Raw genomic sequence first — 23,051 nt, 5'->3', positions numbered from 1 at the left:
AGAAAACTGTGTAAATACGACCAAAGCGTCGTTTATTGGAACTCGTACCTGTCCCCCGCACGCAAAACGGCCCGCACGGATGGCAGGCAGTCATCGTACACAGGGCATTTGGGGGTCTTTCCCCGGATCACGGGGAGGAAGGGGCTTCAAACGGACCTTTAGACCCGCCGGCAGATAAGACACAGACGGCGGGCCGGGCGCGGACGGCAGTACCTGAGGGGGCGGGCCCCCCTCGCGGCGGGGTCAGAACCGGGTGCTGCGCGTGACCGACCAGCGGGCAGACAGCGCGCCGAGCGCGGCGGAGGCGACGACCGCGCCGATCAGGACGGGGGCGCCCGGCAGGTGCAGGGCGAACTCCGCCCCGTAGCTACGCGCCAGTCCCAGCAGGGCCTCGTTCAGGGGCGACAGCGCGACCGCCGCGACCCCGATGGCCAGCAAGGAAGCCAGGGCGCCGGACAGCGCGCCCAAGTAAAGGAACGGCCGGCGCACGAACGATTCGGTGGCGCCGACCAGCCGCGCCACGCCGATTTCCTCGCGTTGCGACAGCGCCTGCATGCGCACGGTGTTAAAGACCGTGGCCAGCACGACGACCGCCACGCACGCGGCCAGGAATCCCAGGCCGATCCGCGCGAAGCGCAGGATGGCTTCCAGCCGCTGGACCCAGGCGCTGTCCAGCTGGACGAGGTCCACGTGGTTCCATTGCTTCCAGGCCGAGGCCAGCGTATCGGCGCGTCCGGCCAGGTTGTCGCCATCGGCCAGCGTGACCACGACCGCATCGGGCAGCGGATTGCCGGGCAGCACGGCCAGCGCCTCCTGCCAGGCGGGGTTGGCGCGCAGGTCGGCCAAGGCGCTTTCGCGGCCCACCACGCGCACGGCGCGCACGTCCTGCGGGTAATCGTCCTTGATGCGCTTGGCCACGTCCGCGGCGGCGCCCGCCGGCGCGTCCACACGCATGAAGACGGTGACCTCCGGCGTGACGGACATCTCTCGCGCCACGGGTTGCACCGACACCAGGATGGCGCTGCCCAAGAGCGGCAGCGCCAGCGCCAGCGCCATGACCAGCAGGTTGGCGAGCGAGGAGAAGGGTTGTTTGATCAGCCGGCGCAGCGTGACCAGCAGCGCGTAGCGATGTTGCCGCAGCCAGGCGTTCATGCGGACTCTCCCGGATGACCAAGGCCTGGCTCGGTGCGGGCGGCGCGTGCCGGCGCAGCCTGTGCGGCCATGCCGTCCGTGGGGGTGGCGGGGCCGTGGGAGTCGGCAAACTTGCCCGGCTCGATCCGCAGGGTGCGGGTGGCGTAGCGCGCCATGAGTTCCTGGTCGTGCGAGGCGATCAGCGTGGTGACGCCGACGCGGTTGAAGTCGCGGAACACGTTCATGATGCGTTGCGCGTTGTCGTGGTCGAGGTTGGCGGTGGGTTCGTCCGCAATCAGGATGGCGGGCCGGTTGACGATGGCCCGGGCGATGGCCAGGCGCTGCTGTTCGCCGCCCGAAAGCTCGATGGGGTTGAGGTCTTCCTTGCCCGACAGGCCGACCTTGTCCAGGGCGGCGCGCGCGCGCGACGCGGCGGAATCCCAGGGGTGACCCTGGACCGCCAGCGGCAGCATCACGTTTTCGAACGCGCTTCGATCGAACAGCAGGTGCGTGTCCTGCAGGATGACGCCGACCGCGCGGCGCAGGTAGGGCCGGGCGCGGGCCGGCAGCTTGTCCAGCCGCTGCCCGTTCACCTGGATGGACCCCCGGCTGGCGGGCTCAAGACCGCCGATCAGCTTGAGCAGCGTGGACTTGCCGGCGCCGGATGGCCCCGATACGAAAACGAACTCTCCCGCGCTCACGCGGAAGTTGATGTCGGCCAGAATATTGCGGCCGCGACCATACGATTTGAATACGTGCTGGAATTCGATCATGGCGGCTGTCAGATGAAGCCGCCATAGTAACTCGGGGACAGTAAGGTGGCCTACATCTCTTGGCGCGGTCAGAACATGTGCGCATCATTCGGCCGGCTGAAACACAGGTTCGCAAATCTGAAAGCGCGTCCCTGTTTTTAGTCAAAAACAGCGTTTCATTTCATCCAGTGTCCCTATATTTCAAGGGAATTCCCGGATGCGCCGCGTGCTTTTCGGACGCTACCATCCGCCCCATGCGTGGGCCCAACCCGGCCTTTGCTTTGGATTCGCTTCATCCCACACGGAGATCACGATGAAAGTACTGAAACTCGCTGCCATTGGCGCTGCCCTGTTCGCTGCATCCTCGGCTGCCAATGCGGGCGCAACCTTCGATAACGTCAAGAAGAAAGGGTTTGTCCAGTGTGGGGTTTCGACGGGCATTCCGGGGTTCTCCATCGCCGACAGCAAGGGCGAATACAAGGGTATCGACGTGGACATGTGCCGCGCCATCGCCTCGACCATGTTCGGCGACGCGACCAAGGTCAAGTTCACGCCCTTGAACACCCAGCAACGCTTCACCGCGCTGCAGTCCGGCGAAGTCGACGTGCTGACCCGCAACACCACCGTCACGCTGACCCGTGACACGACGCTGGGCCTGATCGGCGTGGGCGTGAACTACTACGACAGCCAGGGCGTCATGGTCTCCAAGGACCTGAACGTCAAGAGCGCCAAGGAACTGAACGGCGCCACCATCTGCGTGCAGCCGGGCACCACCACCGAACTGAACCTCGCCGACTGGTTCCGCAGCCAGAAGATCGAATTCAAGCCGGTCGTGATCGACAAGTACGACGAAATCATCCGCGCCTTCTCGGCCGGCCGTTGCGACGCGTTCACGACCGACAAGTCGCAGCTCGCCTCGACCCGCACGACGCTCGAGAATCCGGACAAGTTCGTCATCCTGCCGGAAGACTTCTCGAAGGAACCGCTGGGTCCCATGGTGCGCCAGGGCGACGAGCAGTGGTTCAACATCGTGCGCTGGTCGCTGAACGCCATGCTGGAAGCCGAGGAATACGGCATCACCAAGGCCAACGTCGACGAAATGCTCAAGAGCCCCAACCCCAACATCCAGCGCATCCTGGGCGTGACCCCGGGCATGGGCAAGAACCTGGGCGTGGACGACAAGTGGGCCTACAACATCATCAAGAACGTGGGTAACTACGGCGAAAGCTTCGAAGCCACGCTGGGCAAGAACAGCGCGATGAAGCTGGAGCGCGGCTTGAACGCTTCGTACAAGCAAGGTGGCTTGATGTACGGCTGGCCGGTGCGCTGACGCGCGGCTGCCTGGCATGGCGGAGCACGGCTCTCCGTCATGCCTAGGGCCTGTCTGCACAGGACGTGTATTCTGGACAGGCCCTAACCCGCCTTCGGGCGGGCGGCAGAAGTGGGTGGCGCGGCTTTCCGGGCCTGCCACCCGGTGTCCGACTTCTGTAGATTCATCATGATGACTCCCAACAAAAACGCCCCGATTTCGGCACCCCCACGGCGTCTGAACTGGAACGATCCCGGCGTACGCTCCGTGGTCTACCAGGTAATTGCGCTGACCGCGGTAGCCTGGGCCGTGTGGTTCCTGGTTTCAAACACGCTCCACAACCTGTCCGTGCGCAACATCGCCACGGGCTTCGGCTTCCTGAACCGCGAGGCGGGCTTTGCCATCGGCGAAACCGCCATCGCCTATTCCCCCTCTGACACATACGGCCGAGCCATCGTGATCGGCCTGCTCAACACGCTGCGCGTCGCCGTCCTTGGCATCGTGCTGGCGACCATCCTGGGCACGCTCATCGGCATCGGCCGCCTGTCCAAGAACTGGCTCGTGGCCAAGATCACCTCTGTGTATGTCGAGGTGATGCGCAACGTGCCGCTGCTGCTGCAGCTCTTCTTCTGGTATGCGCTGATCACCGAGAACATGCCGGGTCCGCGCCAGGCGCACAATCCGCTGCCGGGCGTGTTCATTTCCAACCGCGGCCTGAAAGTGCCGGCGCTGGAAGGCAACTCGCTCGACTGGATGCTGGCCGGGCTGGGACTGGCGATCGTCGCGATCATCATCCTGGGCCACTATGGCAAGAAGCGCCATGAGGCCACCGGCCACATGTTCCCGCTCGGGCGCTGGGCCATTGGCCTCTTGATCGGGCTGCCGTTCATCGGCTGGCTGGTCAGCGGCGCGTCGCTGACGCTGGACATGCCTGAGCTCAAGGGCTTTAACTTCTCGGGTGGCCTGACGCTGTCGCCGGAATTCGCCGCGCTGCTGGCAGGTCTGGTGATCTACACGTCGGCGTTCATTGCCGAAGTGGTGCGCTCGGGCATCCAGGCGGTCAGCAACGGCCAATGGGAAGCCGCGGGCTCGCTGGGCCTGCCGCGCTCGAAGGTGCTGCGCCTGGTGATCCTGCCGCAGGCGCTGCGCGTCATCATCCCCCCGATGACCAGCCAGTACCTGAACCTGACGAAGAACAGCTCGCTGGCCGTGGCCATCGGGTACCCCGACATCGTGTCGGTCGTGAACACGACACTGAACCAGACAGGCCAGGCCATCGAGGGCATTCTCATCATCATGGGCGCGTACCTCACGGTCAGCCTGTCGATCTCGATCTTCATGAACTGGTACAACAAGCGCATCGCGCTGGTGGAGCGTTGATATGAGCAGCACTACGCATACCCCCAGCGAAGCCCTGCCGCCGCCCAGCAACCAGACCGGAGCCTGGGCGTGGCTCAGGACGCGTCTGTTCTCGTCGCCGCTGAACATCCTCATCACGGTGCTGCTCGCGTGGTTCCTGCTGATGGCGGTTCCGGCGCTGGTGGAATGGGCCTTCATCAAGGCCAACTTCACCGCGTCCAACGCACAGGAGTGCCGTGCCTCGGGCGGCGCCTGCTGGGCGTTCATCATTGAAAAGCACCGGCTGATCCTGTTCGGCACCTATCCCTACGATGAACAATGGCGGCCGCTGATCGCCACCGTCATCCTGGTGGGCGTGATCGTCTGCAGCGGCATCCGCCGTTTCTGGAACTGGAAGCTTGCCGTCATCTGGACCGTGGGCCTGACCGCCGTGGCGCTGCTGATGTGGGGCGGCGTGTTCGGCCTGACCTACGTGGAAAACGCGCGCTGGGGCGGCCTGCCGCTGACGCTCATCCTGTCCACGTTCGGCATCGCCTTCGCGTTTCCGATCGGCGTGCTGCTGGCCTTGGGCCGGCGCTCGAAGATGCCGGCGATCAAGGCGCTGTGCGTCGTGTACATCGAGCTGATCCGCGGCGTGCCGCTCATCAGCCTGCTGTTCATGTCGTCGGTAATGCTGCCGCTGTTCCTGCCGGAAGGCTTTTCGATCGACAAGCTGCTGCGCGCGCAGATCGCCATCATCATGTTCGCCGCGGCCTACATCGCGGAAACGGTGCGGGGCGGTTTGCAGGCGATTCCGAAGGGACAGTACGAGGGCGCGGATTCGCTGGGCCTGAACTACTGGCAGCAGATGCGCAAGATCATCCTGCCGCAGGCGCTCAAGATCGTGATTCCGCCGCTGGTCAGCATCTTCATCGCGCTGTTCAAGGACACGTCGCTGGTGGTGATCATCGGCATTTTCGACCTGACGCTGGCGGCCAAGGCAGCCTTGTCCGATGCGGCATGGCGCGGATTCGGGGTGGAAGCGTACCTGTTCATTTCGCTGATCTACTTCGTCTTCTGCTTCTCCATGTCCAAATACAGCCAGGCGCTGGAAAAACGCCTGGCCACGGGTCACGCACGCTAGCAATTTGCCGCGCGTCCGCCGCCAGGCGGGCGCGCACCGCGATACTTACGGGAGTACAGGCATGTCGGATGCCATTATTCGTTTGCAGGACGTGAACAAGTGGTACGGCCAGTTCCACGTGTTGCGCAACATCAACCTGGACGTGGCGCCAGGCGAGCGCATCGTGGTGTGCGGACCTTCGGGTTCGGGCAAGTCCACGATGATCCGCTGCATCAACCGCCTTGAAGAGCACCAGAAGGGCCACATCATCGTGGACGGCACGGAGCTCACCAATGACCTGAAGCACATCGAGACGATCCGCAAGGACGTGGGCATGGTGTTCCAGCATTTCAATCTTTTCCCGCATCTGACGGTGCTGGAAAACCTGACGCTGGGACCCATGTGGGTGCTCAAGAAGCCGCGCGCGGAAGCGGAAGCCACCGCAATGAAGTACCTGGAGCGCGTGCGCATTCCGGAGCAGGCCAAGAAGTTTCCGGGCCAGCTGTCGGGCGGCCAGCAGCAGCGCGTGGCGATCGCGCGGTCGCTGTGCATGAACCCCAAGATCATGCTGTTCGATGAGCCGACGTCGGCGCTGGATCCGGAAATGGTGAAGGAAGTGCTGGACGTGATGGTGAGCCTGGCCCAGGAAAGCGGCATGACGATGATCTGCGTGACGCACGAAATGGGTTTTGCGCGCAAGGTCGCGAACCGCGTGATCTTCATGGACCGCGGCGAGATCATCGAACAGAACACCCCGGACGAGTTCTTCGACAACCCGCAGAACGAACGGACCAAGCTCTTCCTGAGCCAGATCCTGCACTGATCGCGCGCTGATCCGCCAAACCGCCTTCGGGCGGTTTTTCTTTGGGTGGCGTTCGGCAAACCCGGGAAGTCGGGGGGATATTCCAGGTATCCCTTTGTTACGGCAGCCACGTGCGTGGGGTATGCTACTGACCGCCATTGATTACGGAGTGAGGAGAACACACCATGACGAATACCCCCCGCAGCGCCGTGCGCCGCGCCCTGTTGCAAGGCGCCGTGGCGCTGGCCGCCACCCTGCCTTTCGGCGCCCCGGCGCTGGCGCAGGCCGCTGACTTCCCGACCAAGCCGATCCGCTTCGTGGTGCCTTACCCGCCCGGCGGCCCGCTGGATACGATGGCGCGCATGCTGGCCGAGAAGGTGCGCGGTTCGCTGGGTCAGCCGGTGATCGTGGAAAACCGTTCGGGTGCGGGCGGCAATATCGGCGCGGACCTGGTGGCCAAGGCGCAGCCTGACGGCTACACGCTGGTGATGGGCGCGGTGGCGACGCACGCGATCAATCCGTGGCTGTTCGCCAACCTGCCGTACGACCCGGTGAAGGATTTTGCGCCGGTGACGATCGTGGCGGCGGTGCCGAACGTGCTGGTGATGAATCTGGAGTTCGCGCAGAAGAACAAGATCGAGACGCTGGCGGACTTGATCGAATATGCGAAGAAGAATCCGGGCAAGCTGAATTACGGTTCGGGCGGCAATGGCAGCGCGGGCCACCTGTCGGGCGAGCTGCTCAAAGCGCGGGCCGGCATCAATGTGGAGCACATCCCCTACCAGGGCGCGGCGCCGGCGCAGTTGGCGCTGCTGTCGGGCCAGTCGGACTTCATGTTCGACAATCTGGCGGCGTCGGCGCCGCTGATCAAGGACGGCAAGGTGAAGGCGCTGGCCGTGACGACGGCCAAGCGCTCGTCGTTGCTGGCTGATGTGCCGACCGTCGAGGAATCGGGCGTGAAGGGTTTTGACCTGGGCACGTGGTTCGGCGTGTTCACGACGGGCGGCACGCCGGCGCCGGTGGTGGCGAAGCTGAACAAGGCCTATGCCGAGGCGATGGGGCAGGCGGATGTGAAGCAGCGTCTGCTGACGATGGGCTCCGAAGCGGGCCCGATGACGCCTGAAGCGTTTGCTGATTTTGTGAAGGCCGAGAAGGCGAAGTATCAGGAGATCGTGAAGATCTCGGGTGCTAGCTTGAATTGATGGCGCTGGCAACGGGCATCTTTTTTACGGGATGCCTGTTGCGATGCAGTTTTGCGGCCCGCCGGGATGCTTTCCTGGCGGGCGTTTTGTTTTCTGATGGTGCGTGGATGCTTTCCGGTCGGGGGCTTTGCTTTCTGGTGACACCTGGATGCTTTCCGGTCGGGAGCTTTGCTTTCTAGTGACGCCCGGCGCGTCGCCGGCCTGTGGCGCGCGGGGCTACGATTGCGGTCCGGAGCCTTCGCTCCGGACTGCCCCTTCGTCATCTTCGTCCAGGCCTTCGGCCTTCCCTTCAGATTCCCTCGGGCGCATCTACACGCCCCGCGCACCACAGGCCGCCGCCACACCGGGCTCGGGTGAATTCAGCTTGGCGGGCGCTGGGGCGGGTGGGGTTCTTGAGGTTCTTGCCGGCGTCGACTGGGTTTGAAGCGTCTTGCGGTGCCCGCCCCGCCTCGGCCGCGCGGGCGGCCTGGCGGGGCATACGCAGTGTCTTGCGTCGGGGCGATGACGCTGCGCGCTGTTGCGCCAGGTGTCTGACACCCTCAGAGACGCCGCTCCGAGCCAGGGCATAGGCGACCCGCGTGTCTGACACCCATCGAAGCGCAAACCCATGCACGGCGCGAAACGCCCATGCGCCTACCTCAAACCGCCGGTCCCTTGATCAGCCACTGCAACATCCTTTGCAGCGAAGCCCGGTCATATTCCGCATCGGTCAACCGGTATTGCTCCGGATCACGGTTCGCCCACGAATCAGTCACCGTCCACGCATCGCCGTCCTGCTCCAGCCGCAGCGCGTAGATCCAGTTTCCGGTCCAGCTGCGATGCAAACGCAGCCAGCCGTCATGCAGGTAGATGAACCATTTGTCTTCCATCTTCTGCGGAATCACGCCGTGCTGCAAGCGGGCGTACTCGTCGGCGGTATAACGCCCCTGAAAATGCAGCGGTTCACGTTGAGCGGGCGCGGACAGGTGTTTCCAGGAGTCTTGGGTGGCAATGGGCATGAATGGGCTTCTGTTCTATGCTGGTTTTTTCGCATCCTACCAAGGACCCGCCCTGCACCTGCAAGCCGCGATTCCGATTCTGCGCATTTTCTCCGTTGAAAAGGCGCGCGATTTCTATCTGGATTTTCTGGGGTTCACCTGGGATTGGGAGCATCGCTTCGAAGCGGGCTTTCCGCTGTATGCGCAGGTGCATCGGGACGATCTGGTGCTGCACCTGTCGGAGCATCATGGCGATGCGACGCCGGGGTCGGCGGTGTTTGTGCGGATGCAGGGCGTGGATGCGTTTCACGCTGAGGTCAGCGCGAAGCAGTACGCCTACATGCGGCCTTGCGTGGAAGAAATGCCGTGGGGGCGCGTGTTGGCGGTGATCGATCCGTTTAGCAACCGGTTGAGCTTTTGCGAGTCGCAGGATTAGCGGTGGGCGCTACACGCCGAGGTAGCGGTGCGCCAGTTCGGGTTGCGCGGCCAGTTCGGCGGGGCTGCCTTGCCAGACGACGCGGCCCTTTTCCAGGACGTGGTGGCGGTCGACCAGGGTGGCCATTTCCTTGAGGTTCTTGTCGATCACCAGAATGGTCTGGCCTTCTTCCTTCAAGCGGCGCAGGCAGTTCCAGATTTCCTGGCGGATGAGCGGCGCGAGGCCTTCGGTGGCTTCGTCCAGGATGAGCAGGCGCGGGTTGATGAGGAGGGCGCGGCCGACGGCGAGCATCTGTTGTTCGCCGCCCGAGAGCGTGCGGGCCGATTGGGTGCGGCGCTCTTTCAGGCGCGGAAAGAGGTCGAAGACGCGGCCGACGTGCCAACCGGCGCGGGTGTTGCGGGCGGTGGCGATGAGGTTTTCTTCGACCGATAGTGATCCGAAGACGCGGCGGCCTTCGGGGACAAGGCCGATGCCCAATTGGGCGATGCGGTGCGGGGCCATGCCGTTGATGGGTTTGCCGTCGAGCAGGATGCTGCCGCCCTGTGCGGGCAGCATGCCCATGAGGGTTTTGACGGTGGTGCTCTTGCCCATGCCGTTGCGGCCGATCAGGGAGACGACCTGGCGCGGCGCGATGTCCAGGTCGACGCCGAAAAGCACTTTGCTGGCACCGTAGCCGCCTTGCAGTTGTTTGACTTGCAGCATCAGTTTTCCTCGCCCAGGTAGGCGGCGCGCACGTCGGGATGGCGGCGCACCTCGTCGGGCGTGCCGGTGAAGATCGTCTTGCCGTAGACCAGCACGGTGACGCGATCTGCCAGCGCGAAGACGGCGTCCATGTCGTGTTCGACCAGCAAGATGGCGTAGCGGCCCTTCAGGGTCTGGAGCAGGGCGGTCATGCGCTGCGATTCCTCGGCGCCCATGCCGGCCATGGGCTCGTCCAGCAGCAGGACGGACGCGTCAAGCGACAGCGCCATGGCCAGTTCAAGCTGGCGCTTTTCGCCGTGTGCCAGCGCCGAGACGCGCACGCCGGCGCGGTCGCCCAGGCCAACGCGTTCGAGGGCGTCGCGCGCGGGCTCGCGCAGCCGCGCCATGCGCCGGGCGTTGCGCCAGAGGTTGAAGCCGCCGGGGCTATGCGCCTGCACGGCCATGGCGACGTTGTCTTCGGCGGTGAAGTCGGGATAGAGCTGGCTGATCTGAAAGGAACGGGCCAGTCCGGCGGCTGGGCGCTTGTGGGCGGGCATGCGCGTGATGTCGCCGCCGTCGAGCCAGATACTGCCGGCGTCGGGCAGGATCTCGCCGCTGATCTGTGACAGCAGGGTGGTCTTGCCCGCGCCGTTGGGACCGATGAGGGCGTGCAGTTCACCGGGCCGCACGGCCAGGTTGACGTCCTGCGTGGCGTGCACGGCGCCAAAGGATTTCTGCAGGCCGCGGATTTCCAGTTTGGGTTGCGACGTCATTGCTTGCCTCCCGCCAGCCAGCCGTATACGCCACGCTTGCCAAAGAGCACGACCAGGACCAGCACGGGCCCCAGGATCAGCATCCAGTGCTCGGTCCAACCGGTGGCGACCTGTTCCAGGCCCAGGTAAACGGCCACGCCGAGCACGGGACCGAAGATGGAGCCCATGCCGCCCAGGATGACCATGGCCATGAGTTCGCCCGACTTCTGCCAGGCCGACATGTCGGGGCTGACGAAAAGCGCGTAGTTGGCCCACAGCGCGCCCGCCAGTCCGGTGCCGGCTGCCGACAGCACGAATGCAGTGAGGCGGTAGCGCAGCGGGGCGAGACCCAGCCCGATGCTGCGGCGCGGGTTCTGCTTGATGCTCTGCAGGGCCATGCCGAAGGGCGAGTTGACGATGCGCCGGCACACGATGATCCACGCGGTCATGAGCGCCAGGCAGACGTAGTAGAAGGTGGACGGATCGTTCAGGTTCAGGCCGGGCAGCGTGTTGCGCGCGTCGATCGACAGGCCGTCGTCACCGCCGTAGATCATGAGCCCGACGAGGATGAAGTACAGCATCTGTCCGAACGCCAGCGTGATCATGATGAACTGCACCCCCGAGGTGCGCAGCGACAGAAAGCCGACCACCAGGCCCAGAAGGCCTGCGACGGCGACGGCCAGGGGCCACATGACCAGCGCGGCGTTACTGCCGCTCCAGCCGAACAGCGTCTCGCCCTGGTTCACGTGGAAGGCGGCGATGCCGATGACGTAGCCGCCCAGGCCAAAGAACGCGGCATGGCCGAAGCTGACCATGGCGCCGTAGCCCAGGATGAGGTCCAGGCTGACGGCGGCGATGGCGTAGATGAGAAAGCGCGTCATGAGGTTGACGAGAAAGCTCTCGCCGGTGGCCGACGCGATGGCCGGCACCAGCACGAAGAGCAGCAGCCCGATGGTGTTGACGATGACGCTGCGGTTGATGCGCGGCCTGCCTGTGGAGCAGGTGTCTGACACCCCCGATGCACGGTCGTGCCGTGCGGCGTTTGCGTGCTGGGTGTCAGACACCGGGGCAATCGCGGCAGACGGTGGAATTGATCTGGTCATGAATATCGTTCCTAGCGCTGGGCCGGCACCAGTCCGCGCGGCTTGAACAGCAGCACGATGGCCATCAGGATGTAGATGCTGGCGGACACGAGACTGGAACTGGCCGAGTCCGACAATTCAGGCGGCAGCAGGCGCGACATCCAGAAGGGGATGTAGGCGCGCCCCAGCGCGTCGGTCATGCCGATCATCAGCGAGCCCACCAGCGCGCCGCGCACGGAGCCCACGCCGCCCACCACGATGACGACGAAGGTGGTGATGAGGATGCGTTCGCCCATGCCGATCTCCACGGCCAGCAGGGGCGCGGCCATGACACCGGCAAAGCCGCAGAGCAACGCGCCCAGCGTGAAGATCAGGGTGAACAGACGCTGGATGTTCACGCCCAGCGCATCGACCATTTCGCCGTCGTCGGCGCCCGCGCGCACCAGCATGCCGACCCGCGTGCGCGAGATCAGCAGCCACAACCCCAGCGCGACGAGCGCGCCGGCGCCAATGAAGGCCAGCCGCATGATGGGATAGTTCAGGCCGGGCAGGAGCGCGATGGACCCGGACAAGAAGGGAGGGATGTCCATGAACGGCGGGCTGCGGCCAAACAGCACGGTGACCAGTTCATTGGTGAAGAGCGTCAGCCCCAGCGTGGCCAGCACCTGATCCAGGTGATCGCGCCGGTACAGATGACGGATGACCAGCAGCTCGATCACCAGGCCGTACAGCGCCGCGCCCGCCAGCGCGGCCAGCAGGGAAGCTGCGAACGACCCGGTGGACGCCGCCGCGCTGGCGGCGCAGAACGCGCCCACCATGTAGAAAGAGCCGTGCGTCAGGTTGATGACGTTCATGATGCCGAACACCAGCGTCAATCCCGCCGACAACAGAAACAGCAAGGCGCTGTATTGCAGGCCGTTCAGGACCTGCTCCAGGAACATCAGCATTGCGACTCCTTCTTGGGAGCGTCTGTGTAGTGAGGCTGCGCGGCGCCGGCGAGCCCGGCGCCGCGCAGCCTGTGCCGCGTCATTGCATCTTGCAGTCGGCCGCGTGCACGTCGGTGTGGTCGCGCGCCAGCACCTTCAGGTTTTTATAGACGAGCTTGCCGTCGGGACCCGCTTCGATGTGCAGCAGATACCAGTCCTGGATGGGGTGCTGGTTCGAGCCGAACTTGAACTTGCCCCGCACGCTGGGAAAGTCGGCGCGACGCAGGGCGTTGCGAAAGTCGTCGGGCTTGCCGGTGATGTCGCCATTCACGGCTTTCAATGCGGAGCCGATCAGGTTGGCGGTGTCGTAGGCCTGGGCCGCGTACGCGGTGGGCGGGCGGTTGTAGGCCTTGGTGAAAGCGTCGACGAAGTGCTTGCTCTGCGGATTGTCCAGGTCGGCGCTCCACAGCGAGCTCAGGTAAAAGCCCTTGCCGGCGGTGCCGGTGGCTGCCAGCATGCGGTCATCCATCGAGTAGATGGGCGTGATCATCTTGATCTTGTCGGCCAACCCGGAATTGGCGAATTGCTTGGTCAGGTTGATGCCCGCGCCGCCCGGATGAAACTGAAAGATGGCATCGGGGTTGAGCGAGCGGATGCGCGCCAGTTCCACCGAGAAGTCGGCCTGTTCGAGCTTGGTGTAGATCTCGTCGGCGATCTCGCCTTTGTAGGTGCGCTTGAATCCGGCAATGGCGTCGCGCCCGGCCTGGTAGTTCGGGGCCATGATGACGACGCGCTTGGCGCCCAGTTCGTTGGCGGCCATGCCGGCGGTGTCGGCGTACGAGTCGTTCTGGAACGCCACGGCGAAGTAGTTGGGATTGCAGGCCTTGCCGGCGTAGTTGGAGGGGCCGGCGTTCAGGCTGACGTAGAAGGCGCCCGCGTTCAGCACGGTGGGGCCAACGGCGGCCATCACGTTCGAGAAGTTGATGCCGGTGAAAAGGCGCACGCCGCCCTGCACCATCTTGTCGGCGATCTGCTTGGCGTTGGCGGGCTTGAGCGCGTCATCTTCCACGCGCACGTTGACCGGCACGCCGCCCAGCTTGCCGCCGCCTTCCTTGACGGCCAGCATGAAGGCGTCGCGCTCGTCCTCGCCGATGTAGCCGGCAGGCGTGGACAGGGTGCCGATGAAACCGATGTCCACCGGTTTGGGCTGCGCGCTGGCCGCGTACGAGGCCAATGACAGCATGACGGCGGCGGCGCCGCGGATGGTGCTTTTGTGCATCGTTGTCTCCTCTGGTGCTTTTCTTGCACTCGTGCTTGTTGTGCTGCGCTGTGTTGATACCGCTTGCCCTGCTGTTTCCTGTCCTGCTGTTTGGCTATCGGTTGTTATTGCGGCGGCTTGGCCGCCAGGCAGTTCTCCACTTTCCACCCGTACAGCCACTGCAACGCGTCGTAGAACTGGGACTGGCTGCGCCCCGTCCACAGCATGTTGCGCACGGTGCGCTCCACGCCGCGCGCGTGGTAGAGCCTGCCCATCTCTCGCGTTGACCACACCACGCGCGCGCTGCGCGGAATGCGCACCGATTCGTACAGCCGGAAGGCGGCCGGCAGGTCGTGATCGCACTGCCGGATCGCCTCGCCCAGCGTCACGGCGTCTTCCAGCGCCATGCAGGCGCCCTGGGCCATGTATTGCGTCATGGGGTGGGCGGCGTCGCCCAGGATCGTGACGCGTCCCTGGCCCCACTGCTCCACGGGTTCGCGATCGGCGGTGGCCCAGCGTTTCCACGAGGTCGGCCGGTCCAGCATCTGGTGCGGTGTCGGATGGATGCCCTGGAAGTAGGACAGCACCTCGTCCTTGCTGCCTTCGCGCACGCCCCATTCCTCTTTCTCGCGGCTATGGAAGGTGACGACCAGGTTGTATTGCTGGCCGCCGCGCAAGGGGTAGTGCACCAGATGGCAGTGTGGACCGGCCCACAGCACGGGCGCGTTGATGCGCAGCTCTCGCGGCATGTTGTCCTGTTCGACCACGGCGCGATAGACGACGTGGCCCGTTACGCGCGCCGGGTCACCCACCATGCGCTCGCGGATCACGGACTTCACGCCGTCCGCGCCCACCACGGCGTCGGCGCGGTAGCGGTTGCCCTGCGTGTCCACCACCTCCACGCCGTGTTCGTCCTGCGACATGCTGGCGATCTGCGTGGACGTGCGGAACTGGATCAGCGGGTCCTGCTGCACGGCCTCCAGGATCGACAGATGAATGTCGGCACGATGGATGACCGCGTAAGGGCCGCCAAACCGCGCGCGGAACGCCTCGCCGGTGTCGATGCGCACGACCTCCTTGGCGTCCACGGCATCCATCATGATGATGTGATCGGTGAAGACGGCTCGCTCGCGCGCCTTGCGGCCCACGCCCAGGGCGTCGAGCGCCGCGAACGCGTTGGGCCCGAGCTGGATGCCGGCGCCGATCTCGCCGATATGCGCTGCCTGCTCCAGCAGTTGAACCGCGATGCCTTGCCGCGTCAGCGCCAGCGCGGCGGCCAGGCCGCCGATGCCGCCGCCCACGACGATCACGGTTTGCGTTTTGGCCTTTGCAGCCTGGTTTTGCGTCATGTCGGAATCCCCCGGGATCAGTCCTGGCCGCCCAGGAAGGCGCCCTGCTTTTTCAATTGCGCCTGCAGCGCGGGGATGGATACGTCGCCGGGTGCAATGCCCTCGCGCAACGCCATCGCGGATGCCGTGCCCGCCGCCTCGCCCATGACAAAGCAGCTGCCGCTCACGCGGGCGGCAGATTGGCCTTCGTGCGTCATGGAGGCGCAGCGGCCCGCCACCAGCACATTGTCGGCCACGCCCGGGCCGCGCCGGGGCACCATCATGCGAAAGGGCAGCTGGTTGTAGCCGCGCGATTCCGGAATCGGCGGCCAGACCCATTTGACGTCGCCGGCGGTGTGCATCTCCAGCGGCCAGCCATTGACGCCGATGCTGTCGGGAAAGTCGGCGCAACCCAGCACGTCGTCCTTGCTGAGCACCGCCTCGCCGACGATGCGGCGGGTCTCGCGAATGCCAAGCTGCGGCGCGATGTCCAGCACATAGGCCTGTTCGAAGCCCGGCACCTTGCCGCGCAGGAAAGCCAGGTAGTTCATGATCTGCCGGCGGCCTTCCAGTTCGCCTGCCGACAGCGAATCCGCGTTGGTGCCGTCCGCGGCGCTGCCGTCGGCGTTGGCCAGCTGCGTGACGTTCACGCGCCATTCGTAATCGTGCTTTTGCGGGCGCACGATGGCGCCCTTGCGGGGAAAGGTGAATTCGCCGCTGGCTGTGGCCTCGTCCATCAGCGCCGGAATGGTCTTCCAGGCTTCCTGCGCCCGCGCGCCGTCGACATTGCCCACCTTGAACATCAGCGTGGGATACAGCATGTGGCCGAGCGCATCGCCCTTTTCAAACGGCAGGCCGCCCCATTGCGCGATATCGGCATCGCCCGAGCAGTCGATGAAGATCTTTGCGCGCACGGCGCAGCGGCCGGACTTGGTTTCCAGGAACAGGGCGTCCACGCGGCCCTGGTCGTCACGCGCGACACCGGTGGCCAGCGCGTGAAACAACACCTGCGCACCGCTGGCCTGCACCAGGCCGTCGGCAGCGCATTTGAACGCCGAAATGTCGTAGGCCTGCGCGTGGATCTTGCCCAGGATCAGATGCGGGTCGTTCAGCCCGTCCATCGCGCGCATGCGGTCGAGCAGGTCGTCGGTCATGCCGTGCACCACCTGCCGGATGTCGCCATGGATGTTGGCGTGCAGGCCGCAGAAGTTGGACACGCCGGCAGCGGTGCCCATGCCGCCCAGAAATCCATAGCGCTCCACCAGCAGCACACTGGCGCCATTGCGCGCGGCGCTGGCGGCCGCCAGCACGCCGGCCGGGCCGCCGCCCAGGACGACGACCTCGTACTCGCCATAAAGCGGCACCTGGCGGGCGGGTTCGGTGATGACCATCTGACTCTCCTTGCTTGTTGCTGTCGGCGCGCGGCCGGGCCGCGCGACGTCCTTACTGGCCCTTGATGCCCAGCTTCTTGATCAACGGCTCCCAGCGCTTCAACTCGTCGTCCATGTAGCTGCGAAACTGCGCGGGCGTATCGCCGACGGGGTCCATGAACTGCGCCTGCAGCCGCTTGGCGACCTCGGGGTCGTGAATGGCCTGGATCAGCGCGTCGGACAGCTTCTTCTGCACGTCCGCCGGCGTCTTGGACGACACCACGAAGCCGATCCACGCGGAACCTTCGATCCCTTGCACGCCGACTTCGGCCAGCGTCGGGATGTCGGGCAGCAGGGCGGAGCGCTTGGACGAGGTCACCGCCAGTGCCTTGAGCCGGCCGTCCTTGACCATGGGCATCACGGCTATGGGCGGCAGCGCGGCAAACTGCGTGTCGCCCGACAGCAGCGAGGTCAGCGCCGCCGGCGACGACGGGTAGGGCACATGCGTGGCGCGCGCGCCGATCTGCTGCAACAGCAACTCCACAGCCAGATGCGAGACCGTGCCCGCGCCCGGCGACGGGAAGTTGTACTTGTCCGGATTCTTCTTCAATGCCTCCAGCAGCTGGCCGATGTTGTCGATGCCGGCCGCGGACGGCACCACCAGCACATTGGGCTGGTGCACCGCCAACGTCAGCGGCGACAGGTCCTTGGCGGGCGCGTAGGGCAGCTTGTCGAACAGCAGCGTGTTGTTCACCAGCGGACCGGTGATCGACACGCCGAACGTGTAGCCGTCTGGCTTGGCATTGGCGATGGCGAACGTGCCGATGTTGCCGCTGGCGCCGGGCTTGTTCTCGACGACGATGGTCTGGCCCAGGATCGCGCTGGCCTTCTCGCTGACGATGCGCGCGACCTGGTCGGGGCTGGAGCCCGGGCCGAACGGCACCACGGCCTTGAGCGGCTGCGTGGGCCACGCGTCGGCGGCGGTGGCGGCCAACGGCGCCAGCAAGGCCAGGCCAAACGCCGCGGCACGGGTCGTAAAACGGCGTGCAAAACGGCGTGCAAGGCAGCGGCCCGGTTGCGAGGTCGAAGAATCAAGCATGCGTGTCTCCCACGTTCTTCATGGTGTCGAAATAGGTCTGTTCATTGGCGATGAAGGCGGCCACCATCGCGCGGTAGGTGGCGTCCACCACCTGCTCCAGATTCGTGAATCCCTGGTTGTGGCGCTGGGCCAGCGCCCGGGCCTTCTCGAAGACCTGCGCCTGGCGCGCGGGCGCGCTCACCTGAAAGGCGTCGCGCTTGAAGCGCGCGGCGTCCTTCACGTACATCGCCCGCTCGGCAATCAGCCGCACGATCTCGTCGTCCAGCCGGTCGATATTGGCGCGCACGTCCGCCAGGGTGGCGCACAGCGGGCGGTAGGCCGGGTCGGTGTACTCGCGCAGCGGGGCGCCTTGCGTGTCGGGTTCTTGCTTGCTCACTTGGTGTAGTCCGGTTGTTGCGCGGGCGCGGCCTCTTGGAAGGCCGGTTGCGCGTTGCAGTGTTCGACGACGCGCAGAATGCGCGGGTAGGGCGACAGATCGCAGCCCATGCGCTGCGCGTTGGCCACCTGCGGCACCAGGCAGCAGTCCGCCAGCGTGGGCGCATCGCCAAAGCAGTACGCGCCGTGTCCATGACGCGCCAGCAGCGCTTCCACCGCCGTCAGGCCTTCGCGGATCCAGTGGTGGTACCAGGCGTTCTTCTGCGCTTCGCTGGCGCCCAGCACTTCCTGCAGGTAGCGCAGGATGCGCATGTTGTTGACCGGGTGGATGTCGCACGAGATGGCGTGCGACAGCTCCAGCACGCGGGCGCGCGCCTGCGTGTCGGCGGGAATCAGGCGCGGCTCGGGATGCGTGGCGTCCAGGTAGTCGATGATGGCAAGCGACTGCGACAGCGCAACGTCGCCGTCGATCAGCAGCGGCACGCCGGCCGACGGGTTGCGCGCCACGTAGTCCGGCGCCCGCTGCTCCTGCTTGCGCAGGTTTACGGGCAGGTATTCATAGGACAGGCCCTTGAGCGCGAGCGCGATGCGCACGCGGTAGGACGTGGAGCTGTTGAAGAAGTTGTGCAGTTGCATGCGGGTCTCCCGGCCTCAAGCCATCTGCACGCTGAGCGTGCCCAGTCCGTCCACGCCGCCGACCATTCTGTCGCCGCGCACCACGGGGCCGACGCCTTCGGGCGTTCCGGTGTAGATCAGGTCGCCGGCCTCCAGGCGGAAGTACTTCGAGAGATACGCAATGGTTTCCGCGATGGACCAGATCAGCTTGCCGATGTCGCTGCGCTGGCGGTCGGCGCCGTTGACCTGCAGCCAGATGCCGGCCTGCTCGATGCCGCTGACCGATTGGGCCGGATGCAGCGGGCCGATCGGCGCGCTCTGGTCGAACGCCTTGCCCAGTTCCCACGGGCGGCCGGCTTCGCGCATCTTCATCTGCAGATCGCGGCGCGTCATATCCAGGCCGACGGCGTATCCCCACACGTGCTGCAGGGCCTCGTCGACGCTGATCTTGGCACCGCCCTTGCCGATGGCGGCGACCAATTCGACCTCGTAGTGCAGGTTGGCCGTTTCGGGCGGATAGGGCAGAGAGAGCGTGCTGCCTTGCGCGACCGGCACGACGGCGTCGGCCGGCTTGCAGAAAAAGAACGGCGGTTCGCGGTCGGGGTCAAAACCCATTTCGCGCGCGTGGGCGGCGTAGTTGCGGCCGACGCAGTACACGCGGCGCACGGGAAAACTGTCCTGGCTGCCGGCAATGGGCACGGCAACGGGAGCGGCGGGAGCAAACACAAACGACATGGGTCACCCTTTGAAGGCGGAGGGAAATTTGAATCGCGGCCGTATTCGCGGCCAGCTTCGGCCGCGTGCTGCCACGTGCGGCCGTGTACGTGCGTCAGTCGACGCGTTCTTCGCGCCACAGGCCCAGCGCGTCCTGCACCGGCCGATCGGAATAGCTGAAGAGTGTCGCGTCTTCCAGCGCGGCAAGCTGCACCGGCATCCAGGAGGGCGCGACGAACACATCGCGCGGCCCAAAATGAAACTCCTGGTCGCCGATGCGCGCCGTGCCTCGGCCCTCGACCACGCTGTACACCGTGGAGTCGGTCGTGCGCGTGGTCTTGCCCTGAAAGCCTGCCGGCAGGAACTGCATGAAGGTGGCCATCGTCGGCATGGGATAGCCGCCCGTGGCCGGATTCAGGTAGCGCAGCTTGACGCCGTCCCACGGGTCGAGCTCGCCGTGCCGGTAGAGCGCATCCAGCGCCTCGCGGCTGCGTTCGTAGGGGTAGTTGAAGATGGGCGAGGTGCCGCTGGAAACGTGATGCCGCACGGGCGCCATGTTGTGGCCAAAGCGCGCCATGCTGTCGCCTTCGGGCCGCGTGACCGGCTGCGTGGCGGACGGATAGTTCTCGGCAAAGCCGGCATCCAGGAAGCGCAGCAGCGGAATGTCCAGGCCGTCCAACCAGACCACCGGCTCGCCGCCTTCCACCGTTTCGGCGTTGCCGTGGTCGTGCCAGGTCCACGAGGGCGTAATGATGAAGTCGCCGGGGTGCATCGTGGTGCGCTCGCCGTTGACGGCGGTGTACGCGCCGCGGCCCTCGACGATGAAGCGCAGGGCCGATTGCGTGTGGCGGTGGCTGGGCGCGATTTCGCCGGGCAGGATGAGCTGCAGTCCCGCGTACAGGCTTTGCGTGATGCTGGCCTGGCCGGGCAGGCCCGGGTTTTCCAGGATCAGCACGCGGCGCACGGCTTCTTCCGCGGTGATCAGCGATCCGGACGCCATCACGTCGTCGCGCACGTCGTCGTACTTCCAGAGGGCGGGCACGCAGCGCGGTGCGGGTTGGCGCGGCACCAGGTTGTGCAGCGATTCCCACAGCGGGGCCATGTGTTTCTTGGCGATGCGCGCGTAATAACGGGCGCGGTCCGAAGCGGCGCTGTCCGCGCCGGCGCAATGACCGTCGTGCATGGTTGTCTCCTGTATGTCCGGCTGGTGCCGGCTTCTACGGGCGGCCGCCGCGTAAGTTCGCGGCTGGTCCTGATATGGAGATGATTATGCGAGCAGGAGCTATGTGGTTTGAAATGAAATTATCTTATTATCCATACCAATAACCATATACATACGAGACAAACCTCCCACCAAAAGGGCCTGCATGGACTGGACCCATCGCTTGCGGCTGCGCAATCTGAAGATGCTGCTCAGCCTGGCCCAGACCCGCAACATCAGCCACTCGGCCGCGATGCTCAACACGACGCAACCGGGCCTGTCGAAATGGCTGAAGGATCTGGAAGACGATATTGGCTTGCCGCTCTTCGAGCGTCACGCGCGCGGCCTGCGCCCGACGCCGCATGGCGACGTGCTGATCGCGCACGCGCAGCGCGTGGAGTCGCAACTGGATCGCGCCAGCGCGGACATGGCGGCCCTGCGCGAGGGCGGCGGCGGGCGCGTCGTGATCGGCGCATCCGGCGCGTCGGCCTCCGACACCGTGCCGCTGGCGGTGATGAAGCTGCTGGAACGCATGCCGCAGGCGCGCGTGAAACTGGTCGAGGGAACGACCGATCGTCTGCTGGCCCAACTGGCGCAAGGGGAACTGGATATCGTCGTGGGACGGTCGGCGCCGGAGCACCACGATCCCGCGATCCGCTTCGAGGCGCTGTACCTGGAACCCATCCATCTGGTGGCGCGGCCTCGCCATCCGCTCTTCGCAGTGGAGCAGCCAAGCTGGCAGGACCTGCTGTCCTACCGCTGGATCCTGTGGCCCAAAGGCACGCCCATCCGAAACGCGGTCGACGCCGCGTTGGCCGCGGCCGGACAGGCGCCGCCGCCCGACCATATCGAATCCAATTCCGTCACCGTCAACCTGACCCTCATCAACAACAGCGACATGATCGGCGTCGCGTCGCACCGCGCCGCGCTGCGCTTTTCGCAGATGCGGGCGATGCGCATCATTCCGGTGCGGCTGTCGGGGTTCGGGTCGGTCGCGATGTATTGGCGGGAGGATGCGTTCCGGCCTGTGGCCGTGGAAGAGGCGATGGCCGCGCTGCGAAGCACCGTGGCCGAACATGCCCCCGGCGTGACACGGCTATGACCCCCGAGCCCGCCTCCGGCCTGAACGCCCTGATTGATCAGTGCCGCAAGCTGGAAGCGGCTTTGGAGGCTGGCAACGACCCTTCCTCGTCTGCGGCGATGCACCGCTTCGTGGCCCACATGGACGAGGGCCGCACGCCACCGGGCATGTGGTCGCCCCTGGTGCTGTCCGTGCTGGTGATGGCGGGCGGGCTGGGCGTCGGCATTGAATTGCTGAGCCTGCTGCTGCGATTCGTCGGCCCCGCGATGGCCGCGTTCGCGCTGGTCGCGGTGTGCGCGGGGACTGCGCTGGGCCTGTCGATCGGGATGGTGTTGATGATGGCGGGGCGGGTGCAGGGCGTGGTGCTGCTCAAGCGCCTGTCGATCGGTCTGATCGTCGTGGGCGCACTCGGCGGCATCGCCTGGACGCAGGGCGACGTCAGGGCCGTGGGGCCGGTGGTGGCGGTGCTTGGCGGGTTGGGGGCTTGGCTGGTGATGAATTCTGGCGGGTTTTATGTGTTTGTGGGGTATCGGGTGGCTTTGCGGTGTTTGGCGCGCCGGGCATAGCGATCACGTGCCGTCCGCGGGTACTTGAAGGGCACCTTGCAATTCGCGGCATGTCCTAGCGCCCCAGAGCTTCCGGCGGTGGCGGCGCACCTCGAACGTTGAAGGCGCGGCACACCGCGTACCAGCACAACGCGGAAAACATGTTGTAGGGGAAGAGCACGAGCCACATCGGCAGCAGCCAATTCTTTTTGCCTTGCATTTCGCCGGGTTCGCCTGAGCGCCAGGGCGCGTAGTGGCGCCAAGCTTCGGCGGGCGTCAGGCAAATCCGGTGGAGCGGGGCGTACCACCAATTGGGTTCGCCTGGCGCTGGCAACCTGTCGGGACCTTCTTCCATAAACTGCCGGATGTATTCCCACACCTGCGCGACGTATCGGGGGTCTGGGTCGTTGGAGTGGTTGCTGTCGACCCAGAGGACGATACGGTTCTTCTCTTGACCGGCCGTAGGCTTGGGGCCGAAGGCGAGGGCAAAGTTGGTGGTAAATCCAGCACCGCCAAATTCATTGCGCACGAATACGCCTCCCTCGGTCTGCGCCCAGTCGAACTGGATGAGGGTCTTGTTGCGTTGGTAATAAACTTTTTTGAGCCTGCGGTTGAAGTAGAAATTAGATAGGCGGGTAATGTAGAAAACTCGATACCAAGTCAGCAAGGCAAAAAAAGTGAACAGAACCACGCCGCCCGATACATACACTAGGACAAAGAGCTGCCTTTCCGATGAGTCTGTAGAAGCCGTTGGAATTTCGAAGTACATCCAAATCAAAAATAGCGATGCAAGTGCGTTAAAGGCCACATACAGCTTTCCCATGAAGACGGAATCCACTGCCCACGGATTGCGCAGCGAGAGGACCTCTTCGTCCATGTCCGCTAGTTGGTCGTTGATAACAGGAACTGATATTGATTTCTCGTGTTGCGAAAACAGCCAGGTGATTGCCATGA

24 protein-coding genes are annotated in these 23,051 nt (G+C 65.2%); 8 read left to right on the top strand and 16 right to left on the bottom strand.

Annotated elements, in window-relative coordinates; translation table 11 throughout:
* Positions 1 to 243: 243 nt before the first annotated feature.
* Complete coding sequence (locus QEP15_RS23445; protein ID WP_063954607.1) at positions 244 to 1,152, bottom strand: cell division protein FtsX; 909 nt, start codon at positions 1,150 to 1,152, stop codon at positions 244 to 246.
* Positions 1,149 to 1,904 carry a cell division ATP-binding protein FtsE gene (locus tag QEP15_RS23440; RefSeq protein ID WP_056320486.1) on the bottom strand — a complete coding sequence of 252 codons (756 nt, stop codon included), beginning with the start codon at positions 1,902 to 1,904 and terminating at the stop codon, positions 1,149 to 1,151. The genes QEP15_RS23445 and QEP15_RS23440 overlap by 4 nt, the downstream gene beginning before the upstream one ends.
* Positions 1,905 to 2,196: 292 nt before the next feature.
* Between QEP15_RS23440 and QEP15_RS23435 the strand changes: the two genes are divergently transcribed.
* The 5 genes from QEP15_RS23435 to QEP15_RS23415 all read left to right on the top strand — a co-directional run bounded on the left by QEP15_RS23435 (position 2,197) and on the right by QEP15_RS23415 (position 7,657).
* Positions 2,197 to 3,213 carry an amino acid ABC transporter substrate-binding protein gene (locus QEP15_RS23435; protein ID WP_062841275.1) on the top strand — a complete coding sequence of 339 codons (1,017 nt, stop codon included), beginning with the start codon at positions 2,197 to 2,199 and terminating at the stop codon, positions 3,211 to 3,213.
* A 168-nt stretch (positions 3,214 to 3,381) separates the two neighbouring features.
* Positions 3,382 to 4,572: an amino acid ABC transporter permease gene (locus QEP15_RS23430; RefSeq protein WP_142052683.1), complete on the top strand. Its 1,191-nt coding sequence runs from the start codon at positions 3,382 to 3,384 to the stop codon at positions 4,570 to 4,572.
* Position 4,573: 1 nt separating this feature from the next.
* On the top strand, positions 4,574 to 5,674 hold the full coding sequence (locus QEP15_RS23425; RefSeq protein WP_063954610.1) for an amino acid ABC transporter permease: 1,101 nt from the start codon (positions 4,574 to 4,576) through the stop codon (positions 5,672 to 5,674).
* A gap of 61 nt (positions 5,675 to 5,735) precedes the next feature.
* Positions 5,736 to 6,476, top strand: a complete 741-nt coding sequence (locus tag QEP15_RS23420; RefSeq protein WP_056320495.1) for an amino acid ABC transporter ATP-binding protein — start codon at positions 5,736 to 5,738, stop codon at positions 6,474 to 6,476.
* A 164-nt stretch (positions 6,477 to 6,640) separates the two neighbouring features.
* The gene (locus QEP15_RS23415) at positions 6,641 to 7,657 is read left to right on the top strand and encodes a Bug family tripartite tricarboxylate transporter substrate binding protein (protein WP_056320497.1); all 1,017 of its coding nucleotides are present in this window, start codon (positions 6,641 to 6,643) and stop codon (positions 7,655 to 7,657) included.
* A gap of 638 nt (positions 7,658 to 8,295) precedes the next feature.
* On the opposite strand, the gene QEP15_RS23410 is transcribed toward QEP15_RS23415, so the two are convergent.
* Positions 8,296 to 8,655: a hypothetical protein gene (locus QEP15_RS23410; protein ID WP_280148167.1), complete on the bottom strand. Its 360-nt coding sequence runs from the start codon at positions 8,653 to 8,655 to the stop codon at positions 8,296 to 8,298.
* A gap of 52 nt (positions 8,656 to 8,707) precedes the next feature.
* Between QEP15_RS23410 and QEP15_RS23405 the strand changes: the two genes are divergently transcribed.
* On the top strand, positions 8,708 to 9,070 hold the full coding sequence (locus QEP15_RS23405) for a glyoxalase superfamily protein (RefSeq protein WP_217618293.1): 363 nt from the start codon (positions 8,708 to 8,710) through the stop codon (positions 9,068 to 9,070).
* Positions 9,071 to 9,079: 9 nt separating this feature from the next.
* Here QEP15_RS23405 and QEP15_RS23400 read toward each other — a convergent pair whose 3' ends face one another.
* From QEP15_RS23400 to gtdA, 12 genes are all read right to left on the bottom strand, one after another.
* A complete protein-coding gene (locus QEP15_RS23400) occupies positions 9,080 to 9,772 on the bottom strand; it encodes an ABC transporter ATP-binding protein (RefSeq protein ID WP_056320504.1) in 693 nt (230 codons plus the stop codon).
* Complete coding sequence (locus tag QEP15_RS23395) at positions 9,772 to 10,524, bottom strand: ABC transporter ATP-binding protein (protein ID WP_152382788.1); 753 nt, start codon at positions 10,522 to 10,524, stop codon at positions 9,772 to 9,774. Before QEP15_RS23395 ends, QEP15_RS23400 begins: the two co-directional genes overlap by 1 nt.
* Positions 10,521 to 11,483: a branched-chain amino acid ABC transporter permease gene (locus QEP15_RS23390; RefSeq protein ID WP_152385372.1), complete on the bottom strand. Its 963-nt coding sequence runs from the start codon at positions 11,481 to 11,483 to the stop codon at positions 10,521 to 10,523. Before QEP15_RS23390 ends, QEP15_RS23395 begins: the two co-directional genes overlap by 4 nt.
* A gap of 134 nt (positions 11,484 to 11,617) precedes the next feature.
* On the bottom strand, positions 11,618 to 12,532 hold the full coding sequence (locus QEP15_RS23385) for a branched-chain amino acid ABC transporter permease (RefSeq protein WP_152382787.1): 915 nt from the start codon (positions 12,530 to 12,532) through the stop codon (positions 11,618 to 11,620).
* 79 nt (positions 12,533 to 12,611) lie between these two features.
* Positions 12,612 to 13,790, bottom strand: a complete 1,179-nt coding sequence (locus QEP15_RS23380; RefSeq protein ID WP_152382786.1) for an ABC transporter substrate-binding protein — start codon at positions 13,788 to 13,790, stop codon at positions 12,612 to 12,614.
* Between the two features lie 104 nt (positions 13,791 to 13,894).
* Positions 13,895 to 15,118, bottom strand: a complete 1,224-nt coding sequence (locus QEP15_RS23375; RefSeq protein ID WP_175156214.1) for a 3-hydroxybenzoate 6-monooxygenase — start codon at positions 15,116 to 15,118, stop codon at positions 13,895 to 13,897.
* A gap of 17 nt (positions 15,119 to 15,135) precedes the next feature.
* The gene (locus tag QEP15_RS23370; protein ID WP_152382784.1) at positions 15,136 to 16,488 is read right to left on the bottom strand and encodes an FAD-dependent oxidoreductase; all 1,353 of its coding nucleotides are present in this window, start codon (positions 16,486 to 16,488) and stop codon (positions 15,136 to 15,138) included.
* A gap of 52 nt (positions 16,489 to 16,540) precedes the next feature.
* The gene (locus QEP15_RS23365) at positions 16,541 to 17,566 is read right to left on the bottom strand and encodes a Bug family tripartite tricarboxylate transporter substrate binding protein (RefSeq protein ID WP_227741317.1); all 1,026 of its coding nucleotides are present in this window, start codon (positions 17,564 to 17,566) and stop codon (positions 16,541 to 16,543) included.
* On the bottom strand, positions 17,559 to 17,942 hold the full coding sequence (locus QEP15_RS23360) for a chorismate mutase (RefSeq protein WP_152382783.1): 384 nt from the start codon (positions 17,940 to 17,942) through the stop codon (positions 17,559 to 17,561). Before QEP15_RS23360 ends, QEP15_RS23365 begins: the two co-directional genes overlap by 8 nt.
* A complete protein-coding gene (maiA, locus tag QEP15_RS23355) occupies positions 17,939 to 18,577 on the bottom strand; it encodes a maleylacetoacetate isomerase (RefSeq protein ID WP_152382782.1) in 639 nt (212 codons plus the stop codon). The genes QEP15_RS23360 and maiA overlap by 4 nt, the downstream gene beginning before the upstream one ends.
* Positions 18,578 to 18,592: 15 nt before the next feature.
* Positions 18,593 to 19,291, bottom strand: a complete 699-nt coding sequence (locus tag QEP15_RS23350; RefSeq protein WP_152382781.1) for a fumarylacetoacetate hydrolase family protein — start codon at positions 19,289 to 19,291, stop codon at positions 18,593 to 18,595.
* A gap of 94 nt (positions 19,292 to 19,385) precedes the next feature.
* Positions 19,386 to 20,453, bottom strand: a complete 1,068-nt coding sequence (gene gtdA / locus QEP15_RS23345; RefSeq protein WP_180097463.1) for a gentisate 1,2-dioxygenase — start codon at positions 20,451 to 20,453, stop codon at positions 19,386 to 19,388.
* 184 nt (positions 20,454 to 20,637) lie between these two features.
* Here gtdA and QEP15_RS23340 point away from each other — a divergent pair, with 184 nt between their 5' ends.
* Both QEP15_RS23340 and QEP15_RS23335 read left to right on the top strand, forming a co-directional pair.
* Positions 20,638 to 21,573, top strand: coding sequence for a LysR family transcriptional regulator (locus QEP15_RS23340; protein ID WP_056320529.1), 936 nt, complete (start codon positions 20,638 to 20,640; stop codon positions 21,571 to 21,573).
* Positions 21,570 to 22,118, top strand: coding sequence for a hypothetical protein (locus tag QEP15_RS23335; RefSeq protein WP_128829830.1), 549 nt, complete (start codon positions 21,570 to 21,572; stop codon positions 22,116 to 22,118). The genes QEP15_RS23340 and QEP15_RS23335 overlap by 4 nt, the downstream gene beginning before the upstream one ends.
* A gap of 55 nt (positions 22,119 to 22,173) precedes the next feature.
* Here the strand turns inward: QEP15_RS23335 and QEP15_RS23330 are convergent, their stop codons facing one another.
* Complete coding sequence (locus QEP15_RS23330; protein ID WP_193725333.1) at positions 22,174 to 23,049, bottom strand: DUF6708 domain-containing protein; 876 nt, start codon at positions 23,047 to 23,049, stop codon at positions 22,174 to 22,176.
* Between the last annotated feature and the right edge of the window lie 2 nt (positions 23,050 to 23,051).

Origin of the sequence: Achromobacter mucicolens (assembly GCF_029866465.1) — a bacterium.
GTDB classification, from domain to species: Bacteria; Pseudomonadota; Gammaproteobacteria; order Burkholderiales; family Burkholderiaceae_B; genus Achromobacter; species Achromobacter mucicolens.
The sequence above is the reverse complement of the archived record's forward strand: the minus strand, read 5'-3'. Positions and strand labels throughout refer to the sequence as shown.

Excerpts from the sequence above, each read along its gene's own strand:
- QEP15_RS23380 (WP_152382786.1), bottom strand. The coding sequence starts at position 13,790 with ATGCACAAAAGCACCATCCGCGGCGCCGCCGCCGTCATGCTGTCATTG.
- QEP15_RS23395 (WP_152382788.1), bottom strand. The coding sequence starts at position 10,524 with ATGACGTCGCAACCCAAACTGGAAATCCGCGGCCTGCAGAAATCCTTT.
- QEP15_RS23330 (WP_193725333.1), bottom strand. The coding sequence starts at position 23,049 with ATGGCAATCACCTGGCTGTTTTCGCAACACGAGAAATCAATATCAGTT.
- QEP15_RS23440 (WP_056320486.1), bottom strand. The coding sequence starts at position 1,904 with ATGATCGAATTCCAGCACGTATTCAAATCGTATGGTCGCGGCCGCAAT.
- QEP15_RS23365 (WP_227741317.1), bottom strand. The coding sequence starts at position 17,566 with ATGCTTGATTCTTCGACCTCGCAACCGGGCCGCTGCCTTGCACGCCGT.
- gtdA (WP_180097463.1), bottom strand. The coding sequence starts at position 20,453 with ATGCACGACGGTCATTGCGCCGGCGCGGACAGCGCCGCTTCGGACCGC.
- QEP15_RS23410 (WP_280148167.1), bottom strand. The coding sequence starts at position 8,655 with ATGCCCATTGCCACCCAAGACTCCTGGAAACACCTGTCCGCGCCCGCT.
- QEP15_RS23340 (WP_056320529.1), top strand. The coding sequence starts at position 20,638 with ATGGACTGGACCCATCGCTTGCGGCTGCGCAATCTGAAGATGCTGCTC.
- QEP15_RS23385 (WP_152382787.1), bottom strand. The coding sequence starts at position 12,532 with ATGCTGATGTTCCTGGAGCAGGTCCTGAACGGCCTGCAATACAGCGCC.
- QEP15_RS23445 (WP_063954607.1), bottom strand. The coding sequence starts at position 1,152 with ATGAACGCCTGGCTGCGGCAACATCGCTACGCGCTGCTGGTCACGCTG.
- QEP15_RS23425 (WP_063954610.1), top strand. The coding sequence starts at position 4,574 with ATGAGCAGCACTACGCATACCCCCAGCGAAGCCCTGCCGCCGCCCAGC.
- QEP15_RS23335 (WP_128829830.1), top strand. The coding sequence starts at position 21,570 with ATGACCCCCGAGCCCGCCTCCGGCCTGAACGCCCTGATTGATCAGTGC.
- QEP15_RS23400 (WP_056320504.1), bottom strand. The coding sequence starts at position 9,772 with ATGCTGCAAGTCAAACAACTGCAAGGCGGCTACGGTGCCAGCAAAGTG.
- QEP15_RS23430 (WP_142052683.1), top strand. The coding sequence starts at position 3,382 with ATGATGACTCCCAACAAAAACGCCCCGATTTCGGCACCCCCACGGCGT.
- QEP15_RS23415 (WP_056320497.1), top strand. The coding sequence starts at position 6,641 with ATGACGAATACCCCCCGCAGCGCCGTGCGCCGCGCCCTGTTGCAAGGC.
- maiA (WP_152382782.1), bottom strand. The coding sequence starts at position 18,577 with ATGCAACTGCACAACTTCTTCAACAGCTCCACGTCCTACCGCGTGCGC.
- QEP15_RS23435 (WP_062841275.1), top strand. The coding sequence starts at position 2,197 with ATGAAAGTACTGAAACTCGCTGCCATTGGCGCTGCCCTGTTCGCTGCA.
- QEP15_RS23370 (WP_152382784.1), bottom strand. The coding sequence starts at position 16,488 with ATGGTCATCACCGAACCCGCCCGCCAGGTGCCGCTTTATGGCGAGTAC.
- QEP15_RS23420 (WP_056320495.1), top strand. The coding sequence starts at position 5,736 with ATGTCGGATGCCATTATTCGTTTGCAGGACGTGAACAAGTGGTACGGC.
- QEP15_RS23350 (WP_152382781.1), bottom strand. The coding sequence starts at position 19,291 with ATGTCGTTTGTGTTTGCTCCCGCCGCTCCCGTTGCCGTGCCCATTGCC.
- QEP15_RS23375 (WP_175156214.1), bottom strand. The coding sequence starts at position 15,118 with ATGACGCAAAACCAGGCTGCAAAGGCCAAAACGCAAACCGTGATCGTC.